The following is a 24,575-nucleotide window of genomic DNA, read 5'->3' as shown; positions in this document are numbered from 1 at the left end:
CTACTTCTCCTGTCTATTGGGCGGTTAGGGAAACCGCGAAGACTGCGCTTGCCGTCGCCACAACGTCGCCATCGGCGTTGCGCGCTTCCGCTTCGCAGAACGCGAGCGTGCGGCCGCATCGGCGCACTTGCGCGTGCACTGCGATGCGTCCGCGCGCGGGCTTCAGATAGTTCACGGTGAGGCTCGACGTGCCGAGGTTGTCCACGCGGCCTTCGCTGCGCGTAGCGAGACCCATCGATGTATCGAGCAACGTCGCGAGCAGGCCACCGTGCGCGTTGCCGTGCCGGTTCGAGTGCCGCGGCTGGACGTTGCACGCGAGCGTCGCCCATCCATCACCGTGATCGATCAGCTCGAAACCTTGCTCGATGCAAAACGCTGACTCGATGACGAGCGTGCTCATGTGGCGCTCGCTGCGACAGCTTGTTTCGTGAGCATCGGATTGAGTCCAGTCCGCGCTACGCGGCTCGCAAGCGTTCGTCCGAGTGTTTCCTCGCACGCAATCGATGCGTCCATCATTGCGGCGAGGTCGATTCCTGTATCGACGCCCATCGTTTCAAGCACATTGATGAAATCTTCGGTGCATACATTGCCGGTCACGCCGCCGCCGTATTTCACCTTCGCGGGATGCCCGCCGACGCCGCCGAACGCGACATCGAAATGACGCACGCCCGCATCGAGCGCGGCCAGATAGTTAACGATCCCCGTGCCGCGCGTGTCGTGAAAATGCGCGATGGCATTGACCTCGGGAAACGCACGCAGCATCGCGCGAAAGAGACGCTGTGTGGACGCTTGCGTCGCCACACCGATGGTGTCGCCAAGCGTCACATGGTGCACACCGAGCGCGCCAAAGCGTTCGACATCTGCGAGCACGCCGGCCTCGTCGATTGCGCCCTCAAACGGACAACCGAACGCGACCGAAATCGTGCCAATCAGGCGAAACCGGCCTGCTGCCGCTTTGGCCATTGCTTCGATGCGTGCCCATTGTTCCGCGCGTGATGATTTCAGGTTACGCGTGGAATGCGCTTCGCTTGCGGATACGAGGAGGCTGATCTCATTCGCGCCGATACCCGCCTCGAGATCGGCAAGCGCGCGCTCGACCGCACGCACGTTTGCACAGGTGGCCTTGTAGAAGATGCCGTCGACGCGCGGTAGCGTTCTCAGTACATCGGTTGCGTCAGCAAATTGCGGTACGACCGACGGATTCGAGTACGACGTGGCCTCGACCCGCGGGAAGCCGGCGCGCGCAAAACGGTCGATGAGCGCGACCTTCTTTTCGGTCGGGATGAAATCGGTCTCGTGCTGCAATCCGTCGCGCGCGAAGCATTCGCAAAGGGTCAGGTTCGACATGGCTTGCGGGGTTCCAAAATGGTTGACTGTCGAGCACATCAAATCATCGATGTGATTCATTGTCAACCAATTCGGATCATGGACCGCATCACATCCCACCTGCTAGACTTACCAAAAAATCGTTATAAAACAAGGCACAAAGCCGATTTTTTCATACTGAAGAATTGCCTTCCAAGTATTCGAATACCGGGTTAACACCGAGATGACTCACAATAATTACGTGCGCTTATCAAATACATTTAGTTGACTTCATCACACATCGGTTTTAATCTTTGCTTATGCGCCGCTCAAAGGCGGCACCCTTCATCGCGCTCTGGATCGACCGCCCATGACTTCAACTGACACCCTCATCATCGAAGACCGTGCTTCAGTGCGCGTGCTCACGATGAATCGCCCCGACAAACGTAACGCGCTCAACAATGCTCTTACGCAAGGACTGGTCGACGCGCTGCACGCCGCCGATCGCAACCCCGGCGTCAAGGCCATTGTGCTCACGGGTGCGGGAAAGGCGTTTTGCGCTGGCGCCGACATCAACGAGTTCGGCGGCTTCGTCAATAGCGGCGACGCGGCGCAGGCGGCGCAGGCGGCGCTCGATCGTGCACATCTCACGACCAACCTGCATCGCAGGTTCTCGCAGATCGAAAAACCGGTGATAGCCGCGGCGCATGGCTATGCGATGGGTGGAGGCGCAGGGCTGGCGCTTGCCTGCGACATGCTGGTGGCGGGCGAGAGCCTTAAACTGGGCTACCCCGAACTGAAGCACGGAATCGTCGCGGCGATCGTCATGGCAAATCTTGTGCGACAAGTCGGGCGCAAAACGGCGTTCGAGCTCGTGTCGCTTGGCGAAGCGGTAGAAGCACCGCGTGCTTTGTCCCTTGGACTGGCGAATCGCGTGGTATCAGACGAATCGGTAGTGGAAACCGCCGTTGCCATCGCGGAACGGCTTGCGACCTTCGATGGATCGGCAATGGCCGCGACCAAGCGGTTGTTCCATCGCGTCGCAGACCTTCCGTTGCAACAGGCGCTTGATGTATCGCTCGATACCAACATGATGATGCGCAGCTTTCGTCAGGAGCGGACGAACGAAAAATGAACGCCTCTCCGGTATCCACCATGAAGCCACTTGCCAATGTCACGATCATTGAACTGGCGCGGGTTCTTGCTTGCCCCTTCGCCGACATGATTCTTGCCGAACTGGGTGCGAACGTCATCAAGATCGAGCAACCCGGCACGGGTGACGAGACGCGCACTTTCGAACCACCCGTGGGAGACGAGTCCGCATACTTCTTCGCGTGCAATCGCGGCAAGCAATCGGTGACGGCCAATTTGAAAACTGATGCGGGTCGGCGGATCGTCCGCGAACTCGCAGCGGGTGCGGATATCCTCGTCGAAAACTTTCCGGTCGGCACGCTCAAGCGCTACGGGCTCGACCACGAAGCGCTGCGCACGGAAAACGAGCAGCTCATTTACGTCTCGTGCACGGGCTTCGGACAAACCGGTCCATATGCGGCACGAAAAGGCTACGACACCGTGTTTCAGGCTATGGGCGGCCTGATGAGTCTGACCGGCGAACGCGGCGGCGGCCCGGTCAAACCGGGGCTGCCAATCGCAGATCTGACGTCGGGCATGTGGATCGCCATCGGTTTGCTGTCAGCACTCAATGGCCGTTCGCTGACCGGCAAGGGCTGCTACATCGACTTTTCGATGCTCGACGGCCAGGTGAGTTTGCTCACGCTTGCCGCGGGCCGGTATTTCGCGCTCGGTGAAGTGCCGCCGCGCCTGGGTACCGAACATCCTGGGCGCGTACCTTCAGCAACCTTCGCATGCAGCGATGGCGCATTCGTGCACATCACATGCAGTGATCAACACTGGTTGCCATTGTGCAAGCTGCTCAAGCTTGAATCACTTGCCGCCGATCTCGCCCTCGCGACGAATGCGGGACGCGTCGAGCATCGCGAACGCGTGATGAGCGCGCTTGCAGGCGCAATTTCCGGGTGGACGCGCGCGGCGTTGTGTGCAGCGTGCGACGCTGTGGGAGTGCCAGCCGGCCCGATCAACGATGTCGCAGAGGTATTTGCCGATCCGCATGTGCAGGCGCGCGGCATGGTTGGCTCATTCGAGCATCCCACGGTCGGCAATTTCGGCGCACTGCCGCTGCCATTCAAATTCGACGGGTTCGTCGATCCTCAGATCGTGCGCCCTCCGTTGCTCGGTGAACATACAGAGCAGGTGCTGAGCGAGCGGCTCGGCTACGACAGTCAACATATCGCCGCGTTGCGTCGCGACGGCGCGATCTGATGCCCATCAAGACGTCGGAAGACATATTGGAAGAGACACCGATGACAGATATTGAAACGCTAATAGTCGAGCGGCACGAACATGTCGCCGAAATCGTCCTGAATCGGCCCGAGCAGCGCAATGCGCTCAACGCAGCAATGTGTGATGCCCTGCGCACCGCGGCCATCGTTTTGCGCGATGACAATTCGATTCACTGCATCATCGTGCGAGCGAATGGTCCGGTATTTTGCGCGGGCGCGGATTTGAAGGAGCGCAAAGGCATGTCCGTCGACGATGTCCGCGCGCGACGGCTGAAGGCATTTGCCGCCTATGACGCACTGGAAAAGATCGGCAAGCCGTGTATCGCGCTCGTTGAAGGTGCTGCGGTTGGTTCGGGCGGCGAGATTGCGATGGCGTGCGACTTCATTGTCGCGACTGACAATGCAAACTTCCGGACGCCGGAAGCGCTGTGGGGCACCGTTGGCGCGACGCAGCGATTGCCGCGTATCGTCGGTAAGCGGCTCGCCAAGGACATGGCCTACACAGGACGCACGCTGTCCGCAAAGGAAGCGCAACAGGTTGGGCTCGTGTCCCGCATCGTTGATGCCAACGACGCGTTGAACGCGGTCCGTCAGATGGCGAGCGAGATTGCTTCCGCTCCGCCGCTCGCGATGCGCCTGACACGCGATTGCATCGATCGTGGTGTCGAGACTGATCCGGCGGGTGCGCTCGCAATCGAAATGCTCGCGATCGACACGCTCCTGCAAACGTCGGACTGGAAGCAATCCATTTCGACGTTCGGCCAAGGTAGCAACACCAGTATTCAATCTAGGGAAAATGGCCATGCATGACGTCAATGTGGACTACCTCGAGTACGCGCAGCAGTTCGGTCTTACTGGTCCGGTCACGCTCCCCGCAATCCTTGCGCAACGCGCGAATGACACCCCAGACGCGGAAGCGCTCGTCATCGACGATGTGCGCATCGACTACAGCACGCTCCACGAACGCGTGCAAAGCGCCGCCGCGCGCATGGTCGCGACGGGTGTGCAACACGGCGAACATGTCGGCATTCTGATGGGCAACTCGGTCGACTGGGTCGTGATGTTTTATGCTGCAGCGTCCATCGGCGCAGTGACGGTGCCGGTCAATACGCGCTTCAAGCTCGACGAGTTGAACTATTGCCTTAAGCAAGGCGACATACGCTTCCTCTTCTACGTTGACAGGTTTTTGAATATCGACTACACGCAATTGCTGCGCGAGGTCGAACCCGCGTTCGATGCGAAGCTCCCCGGCGACATACTGCCGATCCTGCGTCGCGCCATTCTGGTTGGCGACACAGATCGCCCAATTCCCGCAGGCGTCGAGCGCTTCGAGACCTTGCATGACACAGACGAGTTGCGCGCCCAAGTCGCTGATCGTGCGCAACGCGTAAGCCCAGACGACATTTTGCTGATCCAGTACACGTCAGGCACGACATCGTTTCCGAAAGGGGTGCTACTGCGCCATCGAAATATGCTGATGAACGCAGCAGCGTCAGCGATGCGAATCGGCGTGCGCAGCGACGACCGCTATTTCAGCGTGCGGCCGTTCTTCCATGTCGCGGGTACTACCATGTCGCTGCTCGTCGCGCTGGTCACAGGCGCTTGCCTGCTGTCCGTGCCGTCGTTCGATGTATCGAATGTGCTCACGATTCTCGATGTAGAGCGCTGCACGCTGACAAGCGGCAACGACACCATCTTTTTGATGATGATGGGGCACCCTGAATTCAAACGTGAACGCGTTCATCTGCGCGGCGGCTGGGCGGCAGCTGGTCCGGAGATCATGCAAAAAATCCACGATGTGATGGGAGTGAAATACATGGTTGGCGCGTACGGCCAATCGGAGGCCTCGCCGAACGTGGTGCTCAATGATTGGCGTGATCCGCTCGAGATTCGCGTCGCGGGCTGGGCATCCCCTCATCCGGGAATCGATATTCGAACGGTATCGACGGAAACGGGCGAAGTACAACCCGTCAATGCGCCCGGCGAAATTCAGGTGCGAGGCTGGAGCGTGATGAAGGGTTACTACAACAAACCCGAAGAAACCGCGAAAGCGTTCAGCGAAGACGGCTGGCTGCGCACGGGCGATCTCGGTGTCATTGAAGCCGACGGTCGCATGCGCATGCTCGGGCGCCTGAAGGACGTGTTCCGCGTCGGAGGTGAGAACGTCGCTCCGGCAGAAGTCGAAGAAACATTGTTCTCGCACCCCTCGGTGCAACTTGCACAAGTCGTCGGCGTACCCGACGCACGTCTGGGTGAAGTAGCGGCCGCCTTCGTCGTGCTGCGCCCAGGCACCCATGCGACAAGCGAAGATCTCATCGCATGGTGCAAGAGCCGCTGCGCGAACTTCAAGGTGCCGCGCTATTTGCAACTGGTGACATCGTTTGACGACATTGGCATGACTGGGAGCTCCAAGGTCCAGAAGAACAAATTGCGCGACTACGCTATTCGCGAATTTGGACTCGCCTGACCACACGCCGGTACCGCTTCTGACGAACGGAGCTGTGCAATGATTTTCTCGTGCACTCGTCCAGGCTTGATCGCATTCAACCAAAGGAAATCACAATGATCGCCACCCGACTCACCCGGATGCTGAACATCCGCTATCCGATAATCCAGGCGGGCATGAGTTGGGCGTCGTCGAACGCCGCACTACCCGCCGCAGTCAGCAACGCGGGTGGCCTTGGCGTGATAGCGGCAGGTCCAATGTATCTCGACGCCTTCCGCGAGGCTGTGCGCGAACTCAAGGCGGCGACCAACGGTCGCGCGTTCGGCGTAAATATTCCACTCTACCGACCACAAGCGGAACTGTTTCTCGATGTGATCGAGGAAGAACGCGTACCGGTTGTGTTCGCTTCGCAAGGCGGCCCGAAGGCGCATCTCGAGCGCTTTCGACGCATCGGTACACGCTGGATTCACGTCGTTTCCACGCTCGAGCATGCGCGCAAGGCGGCAGCAGCGGGTGTCGATGCGCTCGTCGTCGTGGGCGCCGAAGCCGGCGGCCACCCACCCGCAAACGGCGTCAGCACACTGATCGCAGTTCGACGGGCCGTGCAGGAGTTTTCGCTGCCGATCGTCGCGGGCGGTGGTGTCGCGGACGGCTTCGGCGTGGCGGCCTTGCTCGCGCTGGGTGCAGACGCCGTGCAACTAGGAACGCGATTTATCGCGACGCACGAATCGGGCGTGCACGAGAACTACAAGCAAGCCGTGCTCGACACTGACATAGACGGCACAGTGCTCGTCGGTGTCCGAAAACTGCCGGTGCGGATGACGAAGAACGCCTTCGCGAAGGACGTATTGCATGCAGATAAGCATGAGCCCGATGATTCGGCATACGATGCACTTTTCGCTAGCAGCACACTCCGTCAGGCTGCCCTCGACGGCGATATCGAACGCGGCAAGGTCGAAATCGGCCAATCGGCTGGATTGATTCGCGACCTTCCGGGTGCGGCCGAGGTGGTCGAGCGGATCGTCGAAGAGTATCGGGAAGCCGTCAGGCGACTGGTCGGCTGATCGATCAGAAGCACGATAGGATGGCCCTTACGGTCCCGATATTTTCGCCGTTAGTATTGCATTCTCATTGATCGACCTGGTTCATGCGCAACGCGGCGTGACGCTTTTCAGTTTGATCTACACGCCTGTATCAGCCGAGGATGTCGGTGTTAAAAGTATGCGGAGCTCGTGGTGCAAAGAATTCGATGCACATTCAGATCCTATGGGAATCCCGTTAGGGACGAAGAAGCGTTTATCGTGGTCGGACCATCGCTTAGCTATACGAATCGGACATTCGAATGTCCGATCGATTCGCGACTCGAACGTCTGCAGTTGGCCGACTACTGCCTGATGTGGACGGGACGTAGACGGTAGAGCCCCCCGCCTTACGGATCCCGCTCTCTTCGAGAATCCGCGCTGATCGATCCATACACGCGCTCACCCGAAGCTTCACTGTCCCGAGCTTCGACCGAATCTAACCCCGCGCGCCGCCTTTGACGAAAGCCAATCGGCTCCACGTCACACCCGCACGCCGATTTCCACGCTGCACGGATTCGGTCTGGACATTCAGCACATTGCGCAAGCCATGAGCACGTGCGAGCTGGATGGTTTCTTCCGCTGAAACGTCGAACATCCGTCGTCCTTCCGGAACCGGTCCGTAACGCAAGGACACGACCAGCACCGCGCCGTCGCACAGGAGAGCGCTGACGTTCGGTATCGCCCGACGACGCTCGTCTTCGTCAAGGTGCATCCAGACGGCCGACAGCATCACGAAGTCAAATTCCTTTCGCCTCGTACGCAAGATCGCGAGATCCGGCAGGCTATCGTCCAGCCATTCGATCCGCGGAGACGAATGCTGCCTGATTCCCGCAACGCGCAGCGCGTCCACCGGTTCGACGGCTACGACCGAATGCCCCATCGCCGCGAATGCAGCCGCATCGGTTCCGATACCGGCTCCAACATCGAGAATGCAAGACGGGCGCGTGGCAACGAGATGCAGGATGGGCCCATGGTGTTCCTCAAACGAGATGTCTTGCCATTGCTCGATGAGCGAATGTGCATGCTCCGCGTAGCCTTCCGTGCCGCGTACATTGATGGACACCACCGTTCTCCAAGTGTCGGTGTTTCGCGAAGTTTGCCAGATTGCCGGCATTTCAGTACCGCCGACCCAATGTCCGGAACGGGTGGCGAATTCAACCGGCCGTCCGAGGCAGCACCGCACTCGCTCGGTCGGCACCAGGATGAAATCTCGGTTTATATTGCCGGAGTTCCAGCACGCTCGCGCCAGAATGGTTGGCGACATATACGGAGCGGTCGATTTTCTGAAAACACCGAAGTGACTCATGGGAGAGCATCAGTCATGCAACCGGAACACGCTTCAGATCTCGCAACGACTTACCACGCTGGCGCGGACACCCACACGCACACGCCGATTCCGTCGATCGTGCCGGCAAAAACCGCGCTGGTCGTGATGCACTACCAGACCGACATCCTCGGCCTCTTTCCGTCTGTCGCCCCCGCCCTGCTCGCCAACACGCGCAAGCTGTGCGATGCAGCCCGGGCGGGCGGTGTCCACGTCTGCTTCGCGAATCTCCGCTTCAGCCCCGGCTATCCGGAAGTCAGTCCGCGCAACAAGAACGGGCAAGGGATCAAGCAACTCGGCCTGTTCGTCGACGACGGCCCATGCCCGGAGCTCGGCCGGCTCGACAGCGAGCCGCTGACTATCGCGCATCGCGCGAGCGTGTTCTTCCGCACCGACCTGCAGGCGCGGCTCATCGCGCGGGGTATCGATACGCTGATCCTGGTCGGGATTGCGTCGACCGGCGTCGTGCTGTCGTCGGTTGCGCACGCCAGCGACGCGGATTTCCGGCTGTATACGGTGAAGGACTGCTGCTACGACCCGGATCAGGTCGTGCACGAGCATCTGTTCGCGACGGCGTTCGAGACGCGCACGACGGTGCTGTCGCTCGCGGACGCGCTGCGGCTGCTCGCTTAGGCGCACGATATCCACGCCACGCCGGCCGGAACGCTTCCGGCCGGCGCCTCGCGCATTACGCCGTGCGCAACTTCGCGCGTTACTTCGCGATATACACGCCCGACGTCGGGCACGTCCCCTGCGTATTCCCGTCCGTCACGAGCGATGCCGCACTCGGAAACTGCGTGGTCGCATTCGTCTTGACCGCGATCCATGCTTCCGTGAAATAGCTGACGCCATTGGTCTTCGTGCACTTCAGCGACACCGCGCTGCGCGTATTGCTGCCGAACGCGCCTTCGAACGCGGACAACAGCTGGTTGCGCGTCACCGTCTTGCCCGCGTTCACCTGCAGGAACGCGTTGAACGACGTGTTGCCGAGCCGGCTGATCATGCCGGCCGCCTGGTTCCAGTACGCATCCGGCGACGCCGAGTTCGAGCAGGTGCCGTGCTTGAACCATTCGTGCTTGTCGAGGCACGACGCCACGCCCGGCATGTAGGTCGACAGCGTGCTGCGGGTCGCGGTGCTGACCGGATACGCATCCATGCTGCACCACTGGTGCGCGTTGTCGAGATCGACATCGCTCTGCGGCACGCCGCAGTAAAACGGCTGGTTGCCGTCGTACCGGTTCGGCCACAGGCCGTGCAGCGACAGGCTCGTCGCCGCATACGTGCCGGCGAGGCTCGTACACTCCGGCGTGTCGTGCGACGCGCAGAAACCAGGCTCCCACGAAGCCGCGAGCAACAGGTAGTCGTAGCTGGTCTGCGCGACGGCGTGCAGCGAGGCGGATGCGACGGCGAGTGCGGCCGCGGCGCGGGCGAGCGTCTTGAGCATGGCGTTTCCTCGGAAAAGGCTTGCGGTCGCGAGATGCGCCGCAAGGTTGTCGAATGTCTGCCCGCGATTGTTGCTCGCGCAACGTGGCATCAATATGAAGGTGGACGAAGGAATTCGTAGTCGAACGCCGCCGTTGTTAGCGCCGACACAGGTACCAACACGCGCCCTCTTGCGCCGGAGACGCTGGCCCACCCTGTCGCCATCTTCACGCTGCAACGGAGCATCCCATGATGACGGCCAGCCGGCCGGGCAAGCCCTATCGCGTCGAGATCGGAAACGGGCAAAGCCTCGAACTCGCGGACGGCACGCCCCTGCTCACGGCTCGCTGCCGAGCAGCGTGCACGCACGCGCAGCCGAATCCGGGGCTTCGAGCGCGAGAATCTGTCGCATGCCGGTGCTCACGCGCCGGCCCTCGTCCTGCGCCACGCGATCATTTCACCGACGCGGCTTCCGATCCGCCGGACGACAGCGCCGCGCTGTCCTGCTCGCGCCACGCGCGGCGCGACGCGATGATCGCCTGCACGGCCGAGCGCGCGACCTTCCACCACGCGAACGGCCGCGGATCGGCGAGCATGCTGAGCGCGCGCGCATAGTCGAGCGTGAGCCCGGGCGTCCAGGCCATCGTCACAGCGCGCTTGCGGATCTGCGCGGCGACCCACAGCTCGGGCGTGAGCAGCAGCCGCACGAATGCGCCCCACCCGGCCCGCGTGCCCTTGAGCCGCCACACCGCGCCGTCGAGCGCCGCTTCGAGCGCGTTCGACACGGTGCTCGAGCAGTTGCGGTGCGTGAGGTTGTACGTGACGGTCTGCCGATACGACGACCAGAATGCGGCCAGCTTCGCCGGATCGTAGTTGCGGATCCGCACGCGCACGGTCGACGGACACCACGCCTTCGACTCGGTCGCATAGTCGGGCTGGAACAACCCGGGCACGTCGTTCTCGCGCGTCGCGCGCAGGATCCGTGTGAATTCATCGGGAGAACGATCGATCTCGACGGCCGGATACAAGCTGATATAGATGCCCTCGGGCGACTCCAGCGCCGCATGGCCGGTGGAGATCACGCCATTGACGTCCACCGCCGCGATGTAGCGGTCGATCACCGGATAGCGTTGCGCTTCGGCCTTCGACGTGCCGGTCGGCGTCCACACGTGCACGGTCAGCGCGTGCTCGTGGTCGGCCGGCGGGCCGTCCCATTCGGATTGCGTGAAGCGCGGGAGGTCGGCTGCCGTGTCGATGTCGGGCACGATCGCCGGCGCCGGCGACGTGACGAACGCGGGATTGCGTGTCAGCCGCCGCACGCGCGCGGCGAGGCTCAGCATGTGCATCCCGCCGAACATCAGCAGCAAGCCGAGGCAGTACGGCACGGTGCCCACATAGTGAGTCGGATACGGCTGATAGAAGAAGATCGCGAGCAGGATCTCGACGACGCCCCACGCGAATGCGACGTGCCAGCGCCGGTAACGCACCATCCACGCGGACGTGCACTGCAGCAGCCCGTCGACGAGGAACAGCGTGCCGAAGATCATAGACAGCAGGAAGTGACCGTGATGATGTCCCGCGAACACGAGCCCGGCGGCCACCACGACCACGATGCCCTTCACGTAGCGCAGGATGCGCTGCCCGCCAACGCCGCTGCCGGCCAGCGCGAGCGTCGCGAGCCCCTCGATCAGGAACAGCCACGCGAACAGTTCGATCGGAAAATGCAGCGCGCCGTCGAGTGCGTCGACGAAGATGCCGACGCCCGCGACGACCCACAGCCAGCCCAGCACGGTCAGCCCGCGCCAGCGCGTTCGCAGATATTCGATGCCCAGCAGCAGCAAGACCAGTCGTACCATGGCGCCCTCGTATTGATTTTTTCGGGATACGCGCAGGTCACGCGTCTCCGGTCGTGCCGATCGTGCATCGTGCGATGCGGAAGTCGGACGGCGGCAATGCTGACCGGCGCTTCATGCGTCGACATGACCAATGGCGGCCGGCTCGCGCCGCTTTCGCCGAATAATAAGATATGGCGGAGCCGGTTGAAAGCCTGGCGAAAACATTGTCGGCGGCATCCCCGTTCGACAATGCGCACCGGATACGCGAGAATCGCCACTCCGAGGGCGAAAGCCACTTCAAACCGCAAAGACGGGACAACAAGAAATGCGCACATCGATCACGCGCCGGCGCCTGCTGGCCGCCGGCCTGGCTGCGGCCAGCCTTCCGCTGTCCGGCTGTTTCACGCCGAAGCTGTACAAGGACAGCAACTACCACGAACAGGTGTCCGGATTCCTGATCACCGAAGACGGCAAAAAGCTCGTCGTCCTCGGCACGGATTACCACTACATCTTCGATCTGCCTGCGTCGCTGCGGCCGGTGCTGCTGTCCGGCTACCGGAAGTCGCTGCACACCGCGTTCATCGGCTTTCACGCGAGCGGCAGCAGCGTGACCGGCCGCTACAGGATCCTGTTGCCGAAGGAAGCATCGGCGGACGATCAAACGGCCGCGACCGCCGACGGCTTCACGGCCGGGCAGACCGGTCTCGTGCTCGAAGGCGACATCGGCGGCAAGCGCTACTCGACCGACGGCTTCGTCGCCAGGGACAAGGTCAACGACAACACGGCGCAGGCCTTCAACCAGCGGTACATCGTGTACATCACGGAATCGCCGTCCGCGCTCGGCATGGGCTTGCGGATCCTCGCGACGCCGGTCACGGTCGCCGCCGACGGCGTGCTCGTGCTGGGCGGCATCGTGCTCGTGCCGATCGCGGCCGTCGCGATCAGTGCGAACGGCGGCCTGCGAATCATGTGACGGCAACGGCCGACGAGGACGTTCGCCCGCCATGCGTGCACGCGCAACTCGAACGCAAACCGGAGCATCGCCATGACGACCTCACCGCTTCACACCCCGCCGCTCGGCCCGCAACTCAAGCGGTGGCGCACGCTGCATCGCATGAAGCAGAGCCATGCGGCCGAGTTGTTCGGCGTCGCCCAATCGACGATCTCGCGCTGGGAAGCCGGCATCCAGCAGATGTCGCCGAATGAGCGCGCGACGGCAGAGCGGCTGCTTGCCGCGCGTCTCGATTCGGCGGGCGACCACGCGCTCGCCCGGCTGATCGCGAGCAGCACGGCCCGCATGCATCTCGTGTGCGACCTCACGCACCGTCTGCTCGCGTGCTCGCCGTCGCGCGCGGCCGAGTTCTCGCGGCCGCTGCCGACGCTGCTCGGCACGTCGCTGTGGCGCTATGCGTCGCCGGAGATCGTCCGCATGGAAGCCGCGCTCGACCCGCTCGGCTGGCACGATCGCGCGGGGCCGCCAAGCGTCGAATTCGCGACCGGCGCCAATGCGTCGCGCGTCGTGCCGATCCGCGGCAGCACCTGCCGATGGACGCGGATGACGCTGTCGGACGGCTCCGCCGCGCGCCTCGTCGAAACGCTGTAGCACACGCGGCGGTCGCGGGGGCGAGCGCGGCGCGCATATTTCATGCGTGGACGCAGCGTGGCCGCACGGCGTACGCTCGACGGCACGATTCAAGCATTCCCACCAGCCATGAACCTCGACACGATCCACGCGCGGCTCGATTTCCTGCGTGAAGCCGAACGCCTGAAAGACGTGCTGCGCAGCGGCCACACGTCGAGCGGGCGCGCCGAAAGCACGGCCGAGCACAGCTGGCGGCTGTGCCTGATGGCGCTCGTGTTCGCCGACGCGCTGCCCGACGTCGACACGACGAAGCTGCTGAAACTGTGCGTCGTCCACGATCTCGGCGAAGCGCTGCACGGCGACATCCCCGCGATCGAGCAGGCCGCGCATCCGGACAAGAGCACGCACGAACGCGACGACCTGCTCACGCTGACGGCCGGGCTCGATCGCGCGCTGCGCGACGAGATCGTCGCACTGTGGGACGAATACGAGGCGGCGGCATCACCGGAAGCGCGCGCCGCGAAGGCACTCGACAAGCTCGAGACGATCCTGCAGCACAACCAGGGCAGCAATCCGCCGGACTTTAACTACGCGTTCAACCTCGGCTACGGCCGGCGCTACACCGATGCGGCGCCGCTGTTCAACGCGATCCGTGCGATCGTCGACGCGGACACGCAACGCAGGATCGACACACGCGGCGACGGCGCGTAAGCGCGCGGAACCAGCCGCGCACCACATCGCGTGCGGCAATCGCACAAGATGCGCACGCACCTGAACGGATGGGAATCGGCGCGATGCCCGCGCTCGGCGAGGAACGCGACCGGCCGATGATGGCGCTCGTTGCCGCGTCACGGCAACGACGCGTCACACGACGCGCGGCGCATGCGTCATTCGCACACCGTCGCCCCCCGCCGCGCCGGCGCGAACGCCACCGCGCTTGCCGTCGCGAGCACGGCCACGCCGGCTGCGCCGTACACCATCACCCAGCCGAAGCCGTGCACGAGCGCCGCGTGCAGCGCCGCACCGCTCGGGTCGGCCTTGGCGAGCGCCGGCGCGATCGCCTGCAGCCCGTCGGTATGGCCCGACGCGATCTGCTGCGCCAGCGCGCGCAGCGTCCCCGCATCGACCGCTCCCGCGACGCCGGCCTTCAGGCTCGCGACGATCCCCGCGACCAGCACGAAACCCATCGTCGCGATGTTCAGCGCGAGCGAGATCATCCGCGCGCTCATGTCGATGCCCGACGCCATCCCGGCCCGCGAACTCGGCACCGCGCCCGTCGTCGTGTTCGTGACCGGCGTGTTGGTGAGCCCGAGCCCGATGCCGGCGATCACGCAGCCGGGCAGCATCGTGAGCCAGCTCGCGTGCTCGACGCCGCTGCCGATCCGCATCAGCGCGAAGCCGGCCGCGATCGTGAACAGGCCGCCCGGAATCACGACGCCGGGCCCGTAGCGCAGCGCGAGCCGTTCGCCGAACGGCGGCGCGACCAGTGTCGGCAGCGTGTACGCGAGCAGCGCGAGGCCGGCCGTCACGCTGTCGTAGCCGAGCGCGACCTGGAACCAGATCGGCAGATAGATCATGAACGGCCAGAAGCTGAAGTTCATCCCCATCGAACCGAAGATCGCACCGCTGAACGCGCGAATCCGGAACACGGAGAAGTCGAACATCGGCCGCGCGCTCGCGCGCTCCGCGACGAAAAACCCGGCCAGCGCGAGCACGGTCGCGCCGAGCACGCCGAGGCCGGCCGCACTCGTGAGCCCCAATTCCGCGCTCTGGGTAATGTAGAACGCGAGGCCGAGCACCGCGAGCGACAGCGTGACGATGCCCGCGACGTCGAGCGTGCCCGCATGCGGATCGCGCGACTCCTGCACCGCGCCGCCGATCAGCACGAGCGCGACGGCCGCGAGCGGCGCATGCACAAGAAACACCCACGGCCAGCTCGTCGCCGCGACAATCGCGCCGCCGACGATCGGCCCGAAGCCGAGGCCGATCCCGAACACGATGCCCCAGATCCCGAACGCGCGGCCACGCTCGCGCCCCTCGCGGAACTGGTGCGACAGCACCGCGATCTGGCAGATCAGCATCGCGCCGCCGCTCGCGCCCTGCAGCAGCCGGCCCGCGACCAGCACCGGCACGTTCGGCGCGAGCCCGCACAGCAGCGACGTCGCGCCGAACAGCACGGTGCCGATCACGTACACGCGCTTGCGGCCGAACCGGTCGGCGAGCGTGCCGGCCGCCATCAGCACCGTCGTGCACGCGATCGTGTACGCGTTCATGATCCACTGCATGCCGTTGAAGTCGCCGTGCAGCACGCGTTCGAGCGTCGGCAGGATCACCGGCACGCTCGAGATCTCGAGGCCGAACATCAGCGACGTGAGACAGACGGCCGCGAGCGCGACCGCATTCCTGCGGGAGTCGGATAGGGTCATGCGTATTGCGCGACGGCCCGCGACAGGCCGTGCGCCTCCAGGTGAGAAGGATGCGCCGCGTGCGGCCGGCAACGCACGCTGAGCGGGAATCGGTACTATAGTGAGAATTTCCCTCCCCATTGATGCGTCCACTTCCCCGGACTGGGGAATCACAGGACGCAATCAGGGCAACCCCAGCACACCCCGCCATGACCGACAGACTCGACGGCGTAACGACCTTCGTCCAGGTCGTGGAATCCGGCAGCTTCGCGCTCGCCGCGGAACGCCTCGACATGACGCGCTCGGCGGTCGGCAAGGCGATCGCGCGGCTCGAGAAGCGGCTCGGCGCGCGGCTGCTGCAGCGCACGACGCGCAGCCAGAGCCTGACGGACGACGGCCAGGCGTACTACGACCGCTGCGTGCGCGCGCTGGCGGAGCTGGAGGCGGCCGAAGCCGATCTCGATTGCGGCCGCAACGAAGCGCGCGGCAAGCTGCGGCTGAGTGTGCCGCTCGCGTTCGGGCATCACTGCGTGACGCCGATCGTGCTCGATCTCGCGCGCACCTATCCGCACCTGCGGATCGACGTGTCGATCACCGACCGCTTCGTCGACCTGGTCGAGGAAGGGATCGACCTCGCGGTGCGGATCGGCCCGCTCGCGGACAGCACGAGCCTCGCGGTGCGGCGGCTCGGCACGCAATACGGGAGCCTCGGCGCCGCGCCGTCGTATCTCGCGCGCTACGGGATGCCGCAATCGCTCGACGACCTGAGGAACCACCGGACGATCGCGTACTCACGCTCGGGCGTCGCGCAGCCGTGGGACCTGCGCGCGCCGGACGGCTCGACGGTGCGCATCGACATGCCGCACCAGCTCAGCTTCGACGACGTGCAGGCGATCGCGGCGGCCGGCGCATCGGGGTTCGGGATCGCGTGGCTGCCGAGCTGGCTGCTCGATCATTACGTGAAGCGCGGCGAGATGGTCGTCGTGCTCGACCGCTGCTTCGTGTGCGAAGGCGACATTCACGCGATCTGGCCGAAAACGCGCTACCTGCCGCGCAAGACGCGCTGCGTAATCGACGCGCTCGTGCAGGCGGTGCCGCCGATGATCGAGCGCCAGGAGCCCGCGAGCCTCAAGAAAACAGGTTGAAACCGACGCGCCGCACGGGCGCGCCGGGCCGTCACGCGGCGCTCACGCCGCGCCGAGATCGGCGAGCGGATGCGCGAACAGCTTCCACGGCGACGTCAGGAAATGCCGCACGCGCTCGGCGCGCAGCTCGACGAGCGACGCCGGCGCCCAGCGCGGCTTGCGATCCTTGTCGACGAGATGCGCGCGCACGCCTTCGCAGAAGTCGCCCTCCTCGATCGCGCGCGCGACGATGCCGAGCTCCATCCGGAACGACTCGGCGAGCGTCATCTGACGTCCGCGCAGCAGCGCTTCGCGCGTCACGCACAGCATCGTCGGCGAATGGCCGGCGAGTGCATCGAGCGTCGCCTGCAGCCATTGACGATGCTCGCGCGACAACTCGTCGCGCGCGAGCTCCTGCGTGAGCGTCGCGACGATCCGCTCGACGGTCGAGCGCTTGTCGAAGTGACGGACGATCCACGCCATCTGCGTATCGAGCGCCGCATGCGGCACGACGTTGCACGGCGGCTCGAACACCTTGCGCAGTGCCGGCAGCACGTCGCCGTCCCACTTGACGCTGTCGATGCGCGTCTCGAACGTATCGAGCCACGCCGACGGCACGCACAGATCCGCGAGCTTCGCGCTCAGCGCGTCGGCACCCGACAGCATCGCGCCCGTCAGCCCCACGTACAGCTCGAGCTCGACCGGCATGCGCGACAGGAAATGCGTTGCGCCGACGTCGGGCACGAGGCCGATGCGCGTCTCGGGCATCGCGATCTTGCTGCGCTCGGTCGCGACGCGCAGCGCCGCGCCTTGCGCGAGCCCCATTCCGCCGCCCATCGTCACGCCGTCCATCAGCGCGACCACCGGCTTCGGGAACGTGTGGATCGCGTAATCAAGCCGGTATTCGTCGACGAAGAACGGCAGCCAGGTCTCGCGCTGCGCGACCATCCGGAAGAGCGCGCGCACGTCGCCGCCCGCGCAGAAGCCCTTCTCGCCAGCACCGCGCAGCACGACCGCGACGATCTGGTCGTCGGTGCGGCAACGTTCGAGGAGCGCGGCCAGCTCGCCGATCATCGAATAGGACAACGCATTGAGCGCGGCCGGCCGGTTCAGCGTAACGAGCGCCACGCGGTTCACCACGCGAAACAGCACCTCGGGCGCGGGTTGCGCGAAGCTGTCATGAGTCGTCACCGGCGTGCTCATCGTTGCGGCTCCCCGTCGGTGTGCCATTGCGGCGCGCGCTTGCCGAGAAACGCGGCCACGCCCTCGCGCGGATCGTTCGTGTCGAACAGGTCGACGAAGCGCTCGCGCTCGACCGCGAGCGCCGCGCCGCGCGGCACGCCGCGGCGCGCGAGGCCGATCAGCTCCTTGCTGTAGGCGACCGCATGCGGACTCTGCCGTGCGACGTTGCGCGCGAGCGCCAGCGCCGCATCGCGGGCCGCGCCGCTTTCGACCACGTCCTCGACGAGGCCGATCCTGAGGGCCGTCGCCGCGTCGACGCGCGTGCCGGCCAGGATGATCTTCTTCGCCCAGCCTTCACCGACGAGCCAGGGCAGCGTCTGCGTGCCGAGCCCGCACGGCAGCAGGCCGACCGACGGCTCGGGCAGCGCCATCTGCGCGTGCGTCTCGGCGATCCGCAGGTCGCACGCGAGCGCGCATTCGAGGCCGCCGCCCATCGCATAGCCGTTGATCGCCGCGATCGTCACGACGCGCGCGTCGTGCAGCGCCTCGAATGCCGCGCCGAAACGCGCGGCCATCGCGCGCGCGACCGCGCGGTCGCCGTCGGCGAACGTGTTCAGGTCGGCGCCCGCGCTGAAGAACTTCGGGCCGTCGCCGGTGATCACCAGCGCGCGCACGCGCGGGTTCGCATTCAATGCGGCGACGGTGGCCTGCAGCTGCTGCAGCCCGTCGGCGGTGAAGGCGTTCGCGGGCGGACGCTTGAGCGTCGCGCACGCGATCGCGCCGTCGTCGACGTAGTCCAGTTCGATCATGAGGCGTCCTTCTTGGTGGCCGGTTGATACAGGCGGATCACCGCCGAGAAATCGAGCTGCCCGTCGCCGCGGCTGCTCATCGTCTGGTACAGCTGCTGCGCGAGCGCACCGAGATAGACGGGCTGGCGCGCCTGCTTCGCGGCGTCGTTCGCGAGGCCGAGATCCTTCAGCATCAGGTCGGTGCCGAAGCCGCCGCTGTAGCCGCGCGACGACGGCGCGGTGTCGATCACGCCCGGATACGGGTTGTAGGTGTCCGAGCTCCAGCAGCGGCCCGTCGACGTGTTGACGATGCCGGCCAGCACCTTCGGGTCGATGCCGAGCGCGACGCCGAGCGACATCGCCTCCGACACGGCCGCCATCGAGATGCCGAGCACGAGGTTGTTGCAGACCTTCGCGACCTGCCCCATCCCCGTCGGCCCGCAGTGGACGATGTTCTTGCCCATGCCCGCGAGCACCGGCTTCACGCGCTCGAAATCCGCATCGCTGCCGCCGACCATGAAGGTCAAGGTGCCGGCCGCCGCGCCACCCGTGCCGCCCGACACCGGCGCATCGACGAACGCGCCGCCGTGCTCGCGCACGAGCGCGCCGAACGCCTGCGCGCTCGCCGGGTCGATCGTGCTTGAATCGATCACGGTCGCGCCGGCGCCGAGGCCGGCCAGCACGCCGTTCTCGCCGGCGAGCACCGAGCGCACGTGCGGTGCGGCCGGCAGCATCGTGATCACGAAGGCCGCGCCCGACGCCGCGTCGCGCGGCGATGCGGCCACCTGCGCGCCGGCGTCCTGCAGCGCGCGCAATGCGTCGGCGCTCAGGTCGAACGCATGCACTTCATGGCCGGCCTTCAACAGGTTCAGCGCCATCGGCGCACCCATATGACCCAGTCCGATAAAACCGATCTTCATGTTCGTGTCCTCCGCGGCTCAATGCAGCCGGATCGTCGTGTTCACCGGGCCGGCCGTCGTGTCGTCGTCGAACCAGCGCGCGGTGACCGTCTTGGTCTGCGTGTAGAACTGCACGACCTGCTTGCCGTACGGGCCGAGATCGCCGAGCTTCGAACCGCGCGAACCGGTGAAGCTGAAGAACGGCACCGGGACCGGGATCGGGATGTTGATGCCGACCTGGCCGACGTCGATCTCGCTCTGGAACTTGCGTGCCGCCGCGCCGCTCTGCGTGAAGATGCCCACGCCGTTGCCCATCGGGTTCGCGTTGACGAGCGCGATCGCTTCGTCGAGCGAGTCGGCTTCGAGCACGACCAGCACCGGACCGAAGATCTCGTGCGTGTAGATCGACATGTCGGTCTTCACGCCGGAGAAGATGGTCGGGCCGACGAAATTGCCCTCCTCGTAACCGGCCACCTTCACGTCGCGGCCGTCGAGCTCGAGCTTCGCGCCTTCCTTCACGCCCGCTTCGATCAGCGACAGGATGCGCGCCTTCGCTCCGCGCGACACGACCGGGCCGACGTCGGTGCCGGCTTCCGCGCCCGCGTTCACCTTCAGCAGCTTCGCCTTCGCGACGAGATCGGGCAGCCAGTCGCGCGCCTCGCCGACCAGCACCGCGACCGACGTCGCCATGCAGCGCTGGCCGGCCGCGCCGAAGCCCGCGCCGACCAGCGCGTTGAGGGTCTGCTCGCGATTCGCGTCGGGCAGCACCACCGCGTGGTTCTTCGCACCCATCATCGACTGCACGCGCTTGCCGTGCTGGCTGCCGAGGTGGTACACGTGCGTGCCGACGGCCGTCGAACCGACGAACGAGATCGCCTTCACGAGCGGATGCGTGCAGATCGCGTCGACCACTTCCTTGCCGCCGTGCACGACGTTCAGCACGCCCTTCGGCACGCCGGCCTCGACTGCCAGTTCGACGAGTTGCATCGTCGACATCGGATCCTGCTCCGACGGCTTCAGCACGAACGTGTTGCCGCACACGATCGCCATCGGGAACATCCACAGCGGAATCATCGCGGGGAAGTTGAACGGCGTGATGCCCGCGCACACGCCGAGCGGCTGGCGCAGCGTGTAGGTGTCGACGCCGCCCGCGACGTTCTCCGCGAATTCGCCGAGCTGCAGCGTGCCGACCGAGCACGCGTGCTCGACCACTTCGAGGCCGCGGAAGATGTCGCCCTCGGCATCGGGCAGCGTCTTGCCCTGCTCGGCCGTCAGCGTCTTCGCGATGCGCTGCAGGTTCGCACGCACCAGATCCTGGAACTTCAGCATGATGCGCATGCGCGCGGCGATCGGCGTGTTCTTCCACGTCGCATACGCGGCGTGCGCGGCCTGCACGGCCGCGTCGACTTCGGCGACGGTCGCGAACGGCACGCGCGCGAGGACCTGCTGCGTCGCCGGGTTGACGATGTCGCGCCACTCGCTCGTGGTGGACTCGACGAAGGCGCCGTCGATCAGCAGCTTGACCGTCGGCACGTCTTGCCCCGTGCGGGGCGTCGGATTCGCGTTCATCAGTGCACTCTCCTTGCAGTGGGCCGCATGGCGTGATGCCACGCGCGGCCGGTTCGGTTCAGTCCGGTGGCGGGCGACGCACGCCAAAACGCGGCGCGCGCGGCCCGCGGCCGGTCATTTCAGTTCGGCGGCGAAATCTTCTTCCCAGTATTCGCCGGGCATCCGCGTGGTCGCATCGTCGCCGCGCTCGATCTCGCGGCGGCGCAGCTCGACGCGGCGGATCTTCCCCGAGATCGTCTTCGGCAATTCCGCGAACTGCAGGCGGCGGATACGCTTGTACGGCGCGAGCTTCTCGCGCGAGAAGCGGAAGATCTCCAGCGCGAGCGCGGGGCTCTCCTCGTAGCCCTGGCGCAGCGTGATGAAAGTCTTCGGTACCGACAGCCGCAGCGGGTCCGGGCTCGGCACGACGGCTGCTTCCGCGATCGCCGGATGCTCGATCAGCACGCTTTCCAGTTCGAACGGGCTCAGCCGGTAGTCGGACGACTTGAACACGTCGTCCGCGCGGCCGATGTACACGTAGTAGCCGTCGTCGCCGCGCATCGCGATGTCCGACGTGCGGTAATGGCCGTCGCGCATCGCGTGGGCCGTCGCGTCGGGATTGTTCGCATAGCCGGTCATCAGGCCGACCGGGCGCGTCACGCCGGCGCCGATCGGCAGCGCGACCTCGCCTTCGGTCACCGGCGCGCCGTCCGGGTCGAGCAGCGCGATCCGGTAGCCGGGCAGCGGCCGCCCCATCGAGCCCGCGACGACCGGCTGGCCCGGCGTGTTGCCGATCAGGCAGGTGGTTTCGGTCTGGCCGTAGCCGTCGCGAATCGTGATGCCCCACGCCTTCTTCACGCGCTCGATGATCTCGGGATTCAGCGGCTCGCCCGCGCCGACGATCTCGCGCAGCTTCACGTCGAACGACGCGAGCGGCTGCTGCACGAGCATGCGCCACACGGTCGGCGGCGCGCACAGCGTGGTCACCTGGTATTTGACGAGCGCATCGAGCACGACCTTCGGCTCGAAGCGCGCGTAGTTGAACGCGAACACGCACGCCTGCGCATTCCACGGCGCGAAGAAACAGCTCCATGCATGCTTCGCCCAGCCCGGCGAACTGATGTTCCAGTGGATGTCGCCCGGCTGCAGGCCGACCCAGTACATGGTCGACAGGTGTCCGACCGGATAGGTGCGGTGCGTATGCTCGACGAGCTTCGGCTTCGACGTCGTGCCCGACGTGAAGTACAGCAGCATCGGATCGCTCGCGTGCGTGACTGCGTCCGGCTCGAACGCGGCGCTCGCCGCATAGCCGTCGTTCATCGCGAGCCAGCCATCGCGCGGCGCGCCGGCGACGATCTTCTGCTTGAGGCCGAGATCGGGTTGCTCGAACTTCTCGGTTTCGTTCTCGTCGACGATCGCGTAGGTCGCGCCGCCGATCTGCACGCGATCGCGCACGTCGTCGGCCGACAGCTGCGTGGTCGCGGGCAGCACGATCGCGCCGAGCTTCATCGCGGCGAGCATCGCGTCCCACAGCTCGACACGGTTCGGCAGCATCAGCAGGATCCGGTCGCCGCGCACGACGCCGATGCCGCGCAGCCAGTTCGCGATCCGCGCCGAGCGCTCGGACATCTGCGCGAACGAATACGGGTCGCCCGTACCGGTTGCCGCGTCGACGATCCACAGCGCGGGCTTGTCGTTGCCGCGCGCCATCGGGTCGAAGTAGTCGAGCGCCCAGTTGAACGCATCGAGCACCGGCCATTCGAAATCGCGGTAAGCGGTTTCGTAGTCGGTGCGATGGCGCAGCAGAAAGTCGCGTGCGTCCAGGAATGCCTGTACCGTCATCGTGTCGTCTCCTGTCTCTAGTCTCCATGCCCAGCGGTCAACCGGGCACGCGCTGCAGCGCATGCCCGGTTCCGTGTCGCGCGGCGCACGGTCACGTCGTTGCGTGCCGCGTTTGCCGCGCTGCCCTCGTGCCCTGCCTGTTTGCCGGCCTGTCTGTCTTGTTGTTTGCGTGGTTGCCGGTAGCGCGAGCGTCGCGACTCAAAGCTGTCGCGCGATCACCATCCGCTGCACTTCGCTGGTGCCTTCGTAAATCTGCGTGATGCGCGCGTCGCGATAGTGGCGCTCGACTTCATAATCGGCGAGGTAGCCGTAGCCGCCGTGGATCTGGATCGCGTCCGAGCACACGCGCTCGGCCATCTCGGACGCGAACAGCTTCGCCTGCGATGCTTCCGACAGGCACGGCAACCCGGCCGTGCGCAGCTTCGCCGCGTGATGCACGAGCAGGCGCGCCGCGTTGATCTGGGTGGCCATGTCGGCGAGCTTCTGCTGGATCGCCTGGTGCTCGGCGAGCGGCTTGCCGAACTGCACGCGCTCGCCCGCATAGCGGCGCGCCTTGTCGAATGCGGCGCGCGCGATGCCGAGCGCCTGCGCGGCGATGCCGATGCGCCCGCCTTCCAGGTTCGACAGCGCGATCTTCAGCCCTTCGCCGCGCTTGCCGAGCAGGTTCTCTTCCGGAATCGCGCAGTTCTCGAACGTGATCGGGCACGTATCGGATGCGCGGATGCCCATCTTCTTCTCCGGCTTGCCGACGATGAAGCCCGGCGTGTCGGTCGGCACCAGGAACGCGGAAATGCCGCGCTTGCCGGCTTCCGGGTCGGTCATGGCAAAAACGATCGCGACCCCGGCGCGCTGGCCGTTGGTCACGAACTGCTTCGCGCCGTTCAGCACCCACTTGCCATCGCGCAGCTCCGCCCGCGTGCGCAGGTTGTGCGCTTCGGAGCCGGCCTGCGGCTCGGTCAGGCAGAACGCGCCGATGATGCGGCCCGCCGCCATCTCGGCCAGCCAGCGATCCTTCTGCGCGGGCGTGCCGAAGCCGAGGATCGGCCCGCAGCCGACCGAGTTGTGCACGCTCATCATCGTCGCGCAGGCGGCGTCGCCCGCCGCGATCTCTTCCATCGCCAGCGCATAGGCGACGTAATCCGTATACGCGCCGCCCAGCTCCTGCGGCACGATCATCCCGAGCAGGCCGAGTTCGCCGAGCTGCGCGACGACGGCGTCGGGCAGGTGCGCGTCGTGGTCCCACTGCGCGGCGTTCGGTGCCAGCACCTCGGTGGCAAAAGCGCGCGCGGCGTCGCGGATCATCCGCTGGTCTTCGGTGTAAAGCTCGTCCATGGCGCTGCTGTCTCCCGCGGCCGCGTGCCGCGACCGACCTTTCGTTTCGATGCAACAAGTGTAGGCAAGCGCGCGCGACTGTTCGATGCTCGCGCCGCT

The 24,575-nt window shown here is 65.4% G+C and carries 22 protein-coding genes; 10 read left to right on the top strand and 12 right to left on the bottom strand.

Annotated elements, in window-relative coordinates; translation table 11 throughout:
• Positions 1-13 precede the first annotated feature (13 nt).
• Entirely contained in the window at positions 14-400 is a 387-nt protein-coding gene (locus U4Y91_RS22720) for a PaaI family thioesterase (protein ID WP_321806958.1), read from the bottom strand.
• Positions 397-1,407 carry a hydroxymethylglutaryl-CoA lyase gene (locus U4Y91_RS22715; RefSeq protein ID WP_321806957.1) on the bottom strand — a complete coding sequence of 337 codons (1,011 nt, stop codon included), beginning with the start codon at positions 1,405-1,407 and terminating at the stop codon, positions 397-399. The genes U4Y91_RS22720 and U4Y91_RS22715 overlap by 4 nt, the downstream gene beginning before the upstream one ends.
• 268 nt (positions 1,408-1,675) lie before the next feature.
• On the opposite strand from U4Y91_RS22715, the gene U4Y91_RS22710 reads away from it, so the two are divergent.
• From U4Y91_RS22710 to U4Y91_RS22690, 5 genes are read left to right on the top strand one after another with little or no spacing between them, the layout of a single operon-like run.
• On the top strand, positions 1,676-2,440 hold the full coding sequence (locus tag U4Y91_RS22710) for an enoyl-CoA hydratase/isomerase family protein (RefSeq protein ID WP_321806956.1): 765 nt from the start codon (positions 1,676-1,678) through the stop codon (positions 2,438-2,440).
• Positions 2,437-3,645 carry a CaiB/BaiF CoA-transferase family protein gene (locus U4Y91_RS22705; RefSeq protein ID WP_321806955.1) on the top strand — a complete coding sequence of 403 codons (1,209 nt, stop codon included), beginning with the start codon at positions 2,437-2,439 and terminating at the stop codon, positions 3,643-3,645. The genes U4Y91_RS22710 and U4Y91_RS22705 overlap by 4 nt, the downstream gene beginning before the upstream one ends.
• Positions 3,645-4,475: an enoyl-CoA hydratase/isomerase family protein gene (locus U4Y91_RS22700; protein ID WP_321806954.1), complete on the top strand. Its 831-nt coding sequence runs from the start codon at positions 3,645-3,647 to the stop codon at positions 4,473-4,475. The genes U4Y91_RS22705 and U4Y91_RS22700 overlap by 1 nt, the downstream gene beginning before the upstream one ends.
• Positions 4,468-6,132, top strand: a complete 1,665-nt coding sequence (locus U4Y91_RS22695) for an AMP-binding protein (protein ID WP_321806953.1) — start codon at positions 4,468-4,470, stop codon at positions 6,130-6,132. Before U4Y91_RS22700 ends, U4Y91_RS22695 begins: the two co-directional genes overlap by 8 nt.
• 50 nt (positions 6,133-6,182) lie before the next feature.
• Positions 6,183-7,175, top strand: a complete 993-nt coding sequence (locus U4Y91_RS22690; RefSeq protein ID WP_321806952.1) for an NAD(P)H-dependent flavin oxidoreductase — start codon at positions 6,183-6,185, stop codon at positions 7,173-7,175.
• 454 nt (positions 7,176-7,629) lie between these two features.
• On the opposite strand, the gene U4Y91_RS22685 is transcribed toward U4Y91_RS22690, so the two are convergent.
• Positions 7,630-8,499: a class I SAM-dependent methyltransferase gene (locus tag U4Y91_RS22685; protein ID WP_321806951.1), complete on the bottom strand. Its 870-nt coding sequence runs from the start codon at positions 8,497-8,499 to the stop codon at positions 7,630-7,632.
• 15 nt (positions 8,500-8,514) lie between these two features.
• On the opposite strand from U4Y91_RS22685, the gene U4Y91_RS22680 reads away from it, so the two are divergent.
• Positions 8,515-9,150 (top strand): isochorismatase family cysteine hydrolase, encoded by a 636-nt coding sequence (locus tag U4Y91_RS22680; RefSeq protein ID WP_321806950.1) that lies wholly within the window; start codon positions 8,515-8,517, stop codon positions 9,148-9,150.
• Positions 9,151-9,229: 79 nt separating this feature from the next.
• Here U4Y91_RS22680 and U4Y91_RS22675 read toward each other — a convergent pair whose 3' ends face one another.
• Together U4Y91_RS22675 and U4Y91_RS22670 are read right to left on the bottom strand one after the other, a co-directional pair.
• A complete protein-coding gene (locus tag U4Y91_RS22675) occupies positions 9,230-9,961 on the bottom strand; it encodes a ribonuclease T2 (RefSeq protein ID WP_321806949.1) in 732 nt (243 codons plus the stop codon).
• Between the two features lie 430 nt (positions 9,962-10,391).
• Entirely contained in the window at positions 10,392-11,795 is a 1,404-nt protein-coding gene (locus tag U4Y91_RS22670) for a DUF308 domain-containing protein (RefSeq protein ID WP_321806948.1), read from the bottom strand.
• 304 nt (positions 11,796-12,099) lie between these two features.
• On the opposite strand from U4Y91_RS22670, the gene U4Y91_RS22665 reads away from it, so the two are divergent.
• From U4Y91_RS22665 to U4Y91_RS22655, 3 genes are all read left to right on the top strand, one after another.
• A complete protein-coding gene (locus tag U4Y91_RS22665) occupies positions 12,100-12,747 on the top strand; it encodes a hypothetical protein (protein WP_321806947.1) in 648 nt (215 codons plus the stop codon).
• 72 nt (positions 12,748-12,819) lie between these two features.
• On the top strand, positions 12,820-13,377 hold the full coding sequence (locus tag U4Y91_RS22660) for a helix-turn-helix transcriptional regulator (RefSeq protein WP_321806946.1): 558 nt from the start codon (positions 12,820-12,822) through the stop codon (positions 13,375-13,377).
• Positions 13,378-13,485: 108 nt separating this feature from the next.
• A complete protein-coding gene (locus U4Y91_RS22655) occupies positions 13,486-14,067 on the top strand; it encodes an HD domain-containing protein (RefSeq protein ID WP_321807061.1) in 582 nt (193 codons plus the stop codon).
• A 176-nt stretch (positions 14,068-14,243) separates the two neighbouring features.
• On the opposite strand, the gene U4Y91_RS22650 is transcribed toward U4Y91_RS22655, so the two are convergent.
• The gene (locus tag U4Y91_RS22650) at positions 14,244-15,782 is read right to left on the bottom strand and encodes an MFS transporter (protein ID WP_321806945.1); all 1,539 of its coding nucleotides are present in this window, start codon (positions 15,780-15,782) and stop codon (positions 14,244-14,246) included.
• Positions 15,783-15,970: 188 nt separating this feature from the next.
• On the opposite strand from U4Y91_RS22650, the gene U4Y91_RS22645 reads away from it, so the two are divergent.
• Entirely contained in the window at positions 15,971-16,906 is a 936-nt protein-coding gene (locus U4Y91_RS22645; RefSeq protein ID WP_321806944.1) for a LysR family transcriptional regulator, read from the top strand.
• A 42-nt stretch (positions 16,907-16,948) separates the two neighbouring features.
• Here the strand turns inward: U4Y91_RS22645 and U4Y91_RS22640 are convergent, their stop codons facing one another.
• The 6 genes from U4Y91_RS22640 to U4Y91_RS22615 form a co-directional block, all read right to left on the bottom strand.
• Positions 16,949-18,088, bottom strand: coding sequence for an enoyl-CoA hydratase/isomerase family protein (locus U4Y91_RS22640; RefSeq protein WP_321806943.1), 1,140 nt, complete (start codon positions 18,086-18,088; stop codon positions 16,949-16,951).
• Positions 18,085-18,876 carry an enoyl-CoA hydratase gene (locus U4Y91_RS22635; RefSeq protein WP_321806942.1) on the bottom strand — a complete coding sequence of 264 codons (792 nt, stop codon included), beginning with the start codon at positions 18,874-18,876 and terminating at the stop codon, positions 18,085-18,087. Before U4Y91_RS22635 ends, U4Y91_RS22640 begins: the two co-directional genes overlap by 4 nt.
• Entirely contained in the window at positions 18,873-19,775 is a 903-nt protein-coding gene (gene mmsB / locus U4Y91_RS22630; RefSeq protein ID WP_044846886.1) for a 3-hydroxyisobutyrate dehydrogenase, read from the bottom strand. The genes U4Y91_RS22635 and mmsB overlap by 4 nt, the downstream gene beginning before the upstream one ends.
• Before the next feature lie 18 nt (positions 19,776-19,793).
• Positions 19,794-21,323, bottom strand: a complete 1,530-nt coding sequence (locus tag U4Y91_RS22625) for a CoA-acylating methylmalonate-semialdehyde dehydrogenase (protein WP_321806941.1) — start codon at positions 21,321-21,323, stop codon at positions 19,794-19,796.
• Between the two features lie 114 nt (positions 21,324-21,437).
• Positions 21,438-23,144, bottom strand: coding sequence for an AMP-binding protein (locus U4Y91_RS22620; RefSeq protein WP_321806940.1), 1,707 nt, complete (start codon positions 23,142-23,144; stop codon positions 21,438-21,440).
• Positions 23,145-23,342: 198 nt separating this feature from the next.
• Positions 23,343-24,476: an acyl-CoA dehydrogenase family protein gene (locus U4Y91_RS22615; protein ID WP_321806939.1), complete on the bottom strand. Its 1,134-nt coding sequence runs from the start codon at positions 24,474-24,476 to the stop codon at positions 23,343-23,345.
• Positions 24,477-24,575: the final 99 nt, after the last annotated feature.

Source organism: Burkholderia sp. BCC1993 (genome assembly GCF_905339865.1).
In the GTDB taxonomy this organism is placed as follows: Bacteria; Pseudomonadota; Gammaproteobacteria; order Burkholderiales; family Burkholderiaceae; genus Burkholderia.
This window is presented reverse-complemented; position numbering and strand designations above follow the sequence as displayed.

Coding starts and splice junctions, on each gene's coding strand:
- U4Y91_RS22720 (WP_321806958.1), bottom strand. CDS start 400: ATGAGCACGCTCGTCATCGAGTCAGCGTTTTGCATCGAGCAAGGTTTC.
- U4Y91_RS22715 (WP_321806957.1), bottom strand. CDS start 1,407: ATGAATCACATCGATGATTTGATGTGCTCGACAGTCAACCATTTTGGA.
- U4Y91_RS22710 (WP_321806956.1), top strand. CDS start 1,676: ATGACTTCAACTGACACCCTCATCATCGAAGACCGTGCTTCAGTGCGC.
- U4Y91_RS22705 (WP_321806955.1), top strand. CDS start 2,437: ATGAACGCCTCTCCGGTATCCACCATGAAGCCACTTGCCAATGTCACG.
- U4Y91_RS22700 (WP_321806954.1), top strand. CDS start 3,645: ATGCCCATCAAGACGTCGGAAGACATATTGGAAGAGACACCGATGACA.
- U4Y91_RS22695 (WP_321806953.1), top strand. CDS start 4,468: ATGCATGACGTCAATGTGGACTACCTCGAGTACGCGCAGCAGTTCGGT.
- U4Y91_RS22685 (WP_321806951.1), bottom strand. CDS start 8,499: ATGAGTCACTTCGGTGTTTTCAGAAAATCGACCGCTCCGTATATGTCG.
- U4Y91_RS22680 (WP_321806950.1), top strand. CDS start 8,515: ATGCAACCGGAACACGCTTCAGATCTCGCAACGACTTACCACGCTGGC.
- U4Y91_RS22675 (WP_321806949.1), bottom strand. CDS start 9,961: ATGCTCAAGACGCTCGCCCGCGCCGCGGCCGCACTCGCCGTCGCATCC.
- U4Y91_RS22670 (WP_321806948.1), bottom strand. CDS start 11,795: ATGGTACGACTGGTCTTGCTGCTGCTGGGCATCGAATATCTGCGAACG.
- U4Y91_RS22665 (WP_321806947.1), top strand. CDS start 12,100: ATGCGCACATCGATCACGCGCCGGCGCCTGCTGGCCGCCGGCCTGGCT.
- U4Y91_RS22660 (WP_321806946.1), top strand. CDS start 12,820: ATGACGACCTCACCGCTTCACACCCCGCCGCTCGGCCCGCAACTCAAG.
- U4Y91_RS22655 (WP_321807061.1), top strand. CDS start 13,486: ATGAACCTCGACACGATCCACGCGCGGCTCGATTTCCTGCGTGAAGCC.
- U4Y91_RS22650 (WP_321806945.1), bottom strand. CDS start 15,782: ATGACCCTATCCGACTCCCGCAGGAATGCGGTCGCGCTCGCGGCCGTC.
- U4Y91_RS22645 (WP_321806944.1), top strand. CDS start 15,971: ATGACCGACAGACTCGACGGCGTAACGACCTTCGTCCAGGTCGTGGAA.
- U4Y91_RS22640 (WP_321806943.1), bottom strand. CDS start 18,088: ATGAGCACGCCGGTGACGACTCATGACAGCTTCGCGCAACCCGCGCCC.
- U4Y91_RS22635 (WP_321806942.1), bottom strand. CDS start 18,876: ATGATCGAACTGGACTACGTCGACGACGGCGCGATCGCGTGCGCGACG.
- mmsB (WP_044846886.1), bottom strand. CDS start 19,775: ATGAAGATCGGTTTTATCGGACTGGGTCATATGGGTGCGCCGATGGCG.
- U4Y91_RS22625 (WP_321806941.1), bottom strand. CDS start 21,323: ATGAACGCGAATCCGACGCCCCGCACGGGGCAAGACGTGCCGACGGTC.
- U4Y91_RS22620 (WP_321806940.1), bottom strand. CDS start 23,144: ATGACGGTACAGGCATTCCTGGACGCACGCGACTTTCTGCTGCGCCAT.
- U4Y91_RS22615 (WP_321806939.1), bottom strand. CDS start 24,476: ATGGACGAGCTTTACACCGAAGACCAGCGGATGATCCGCGACGCCGCG.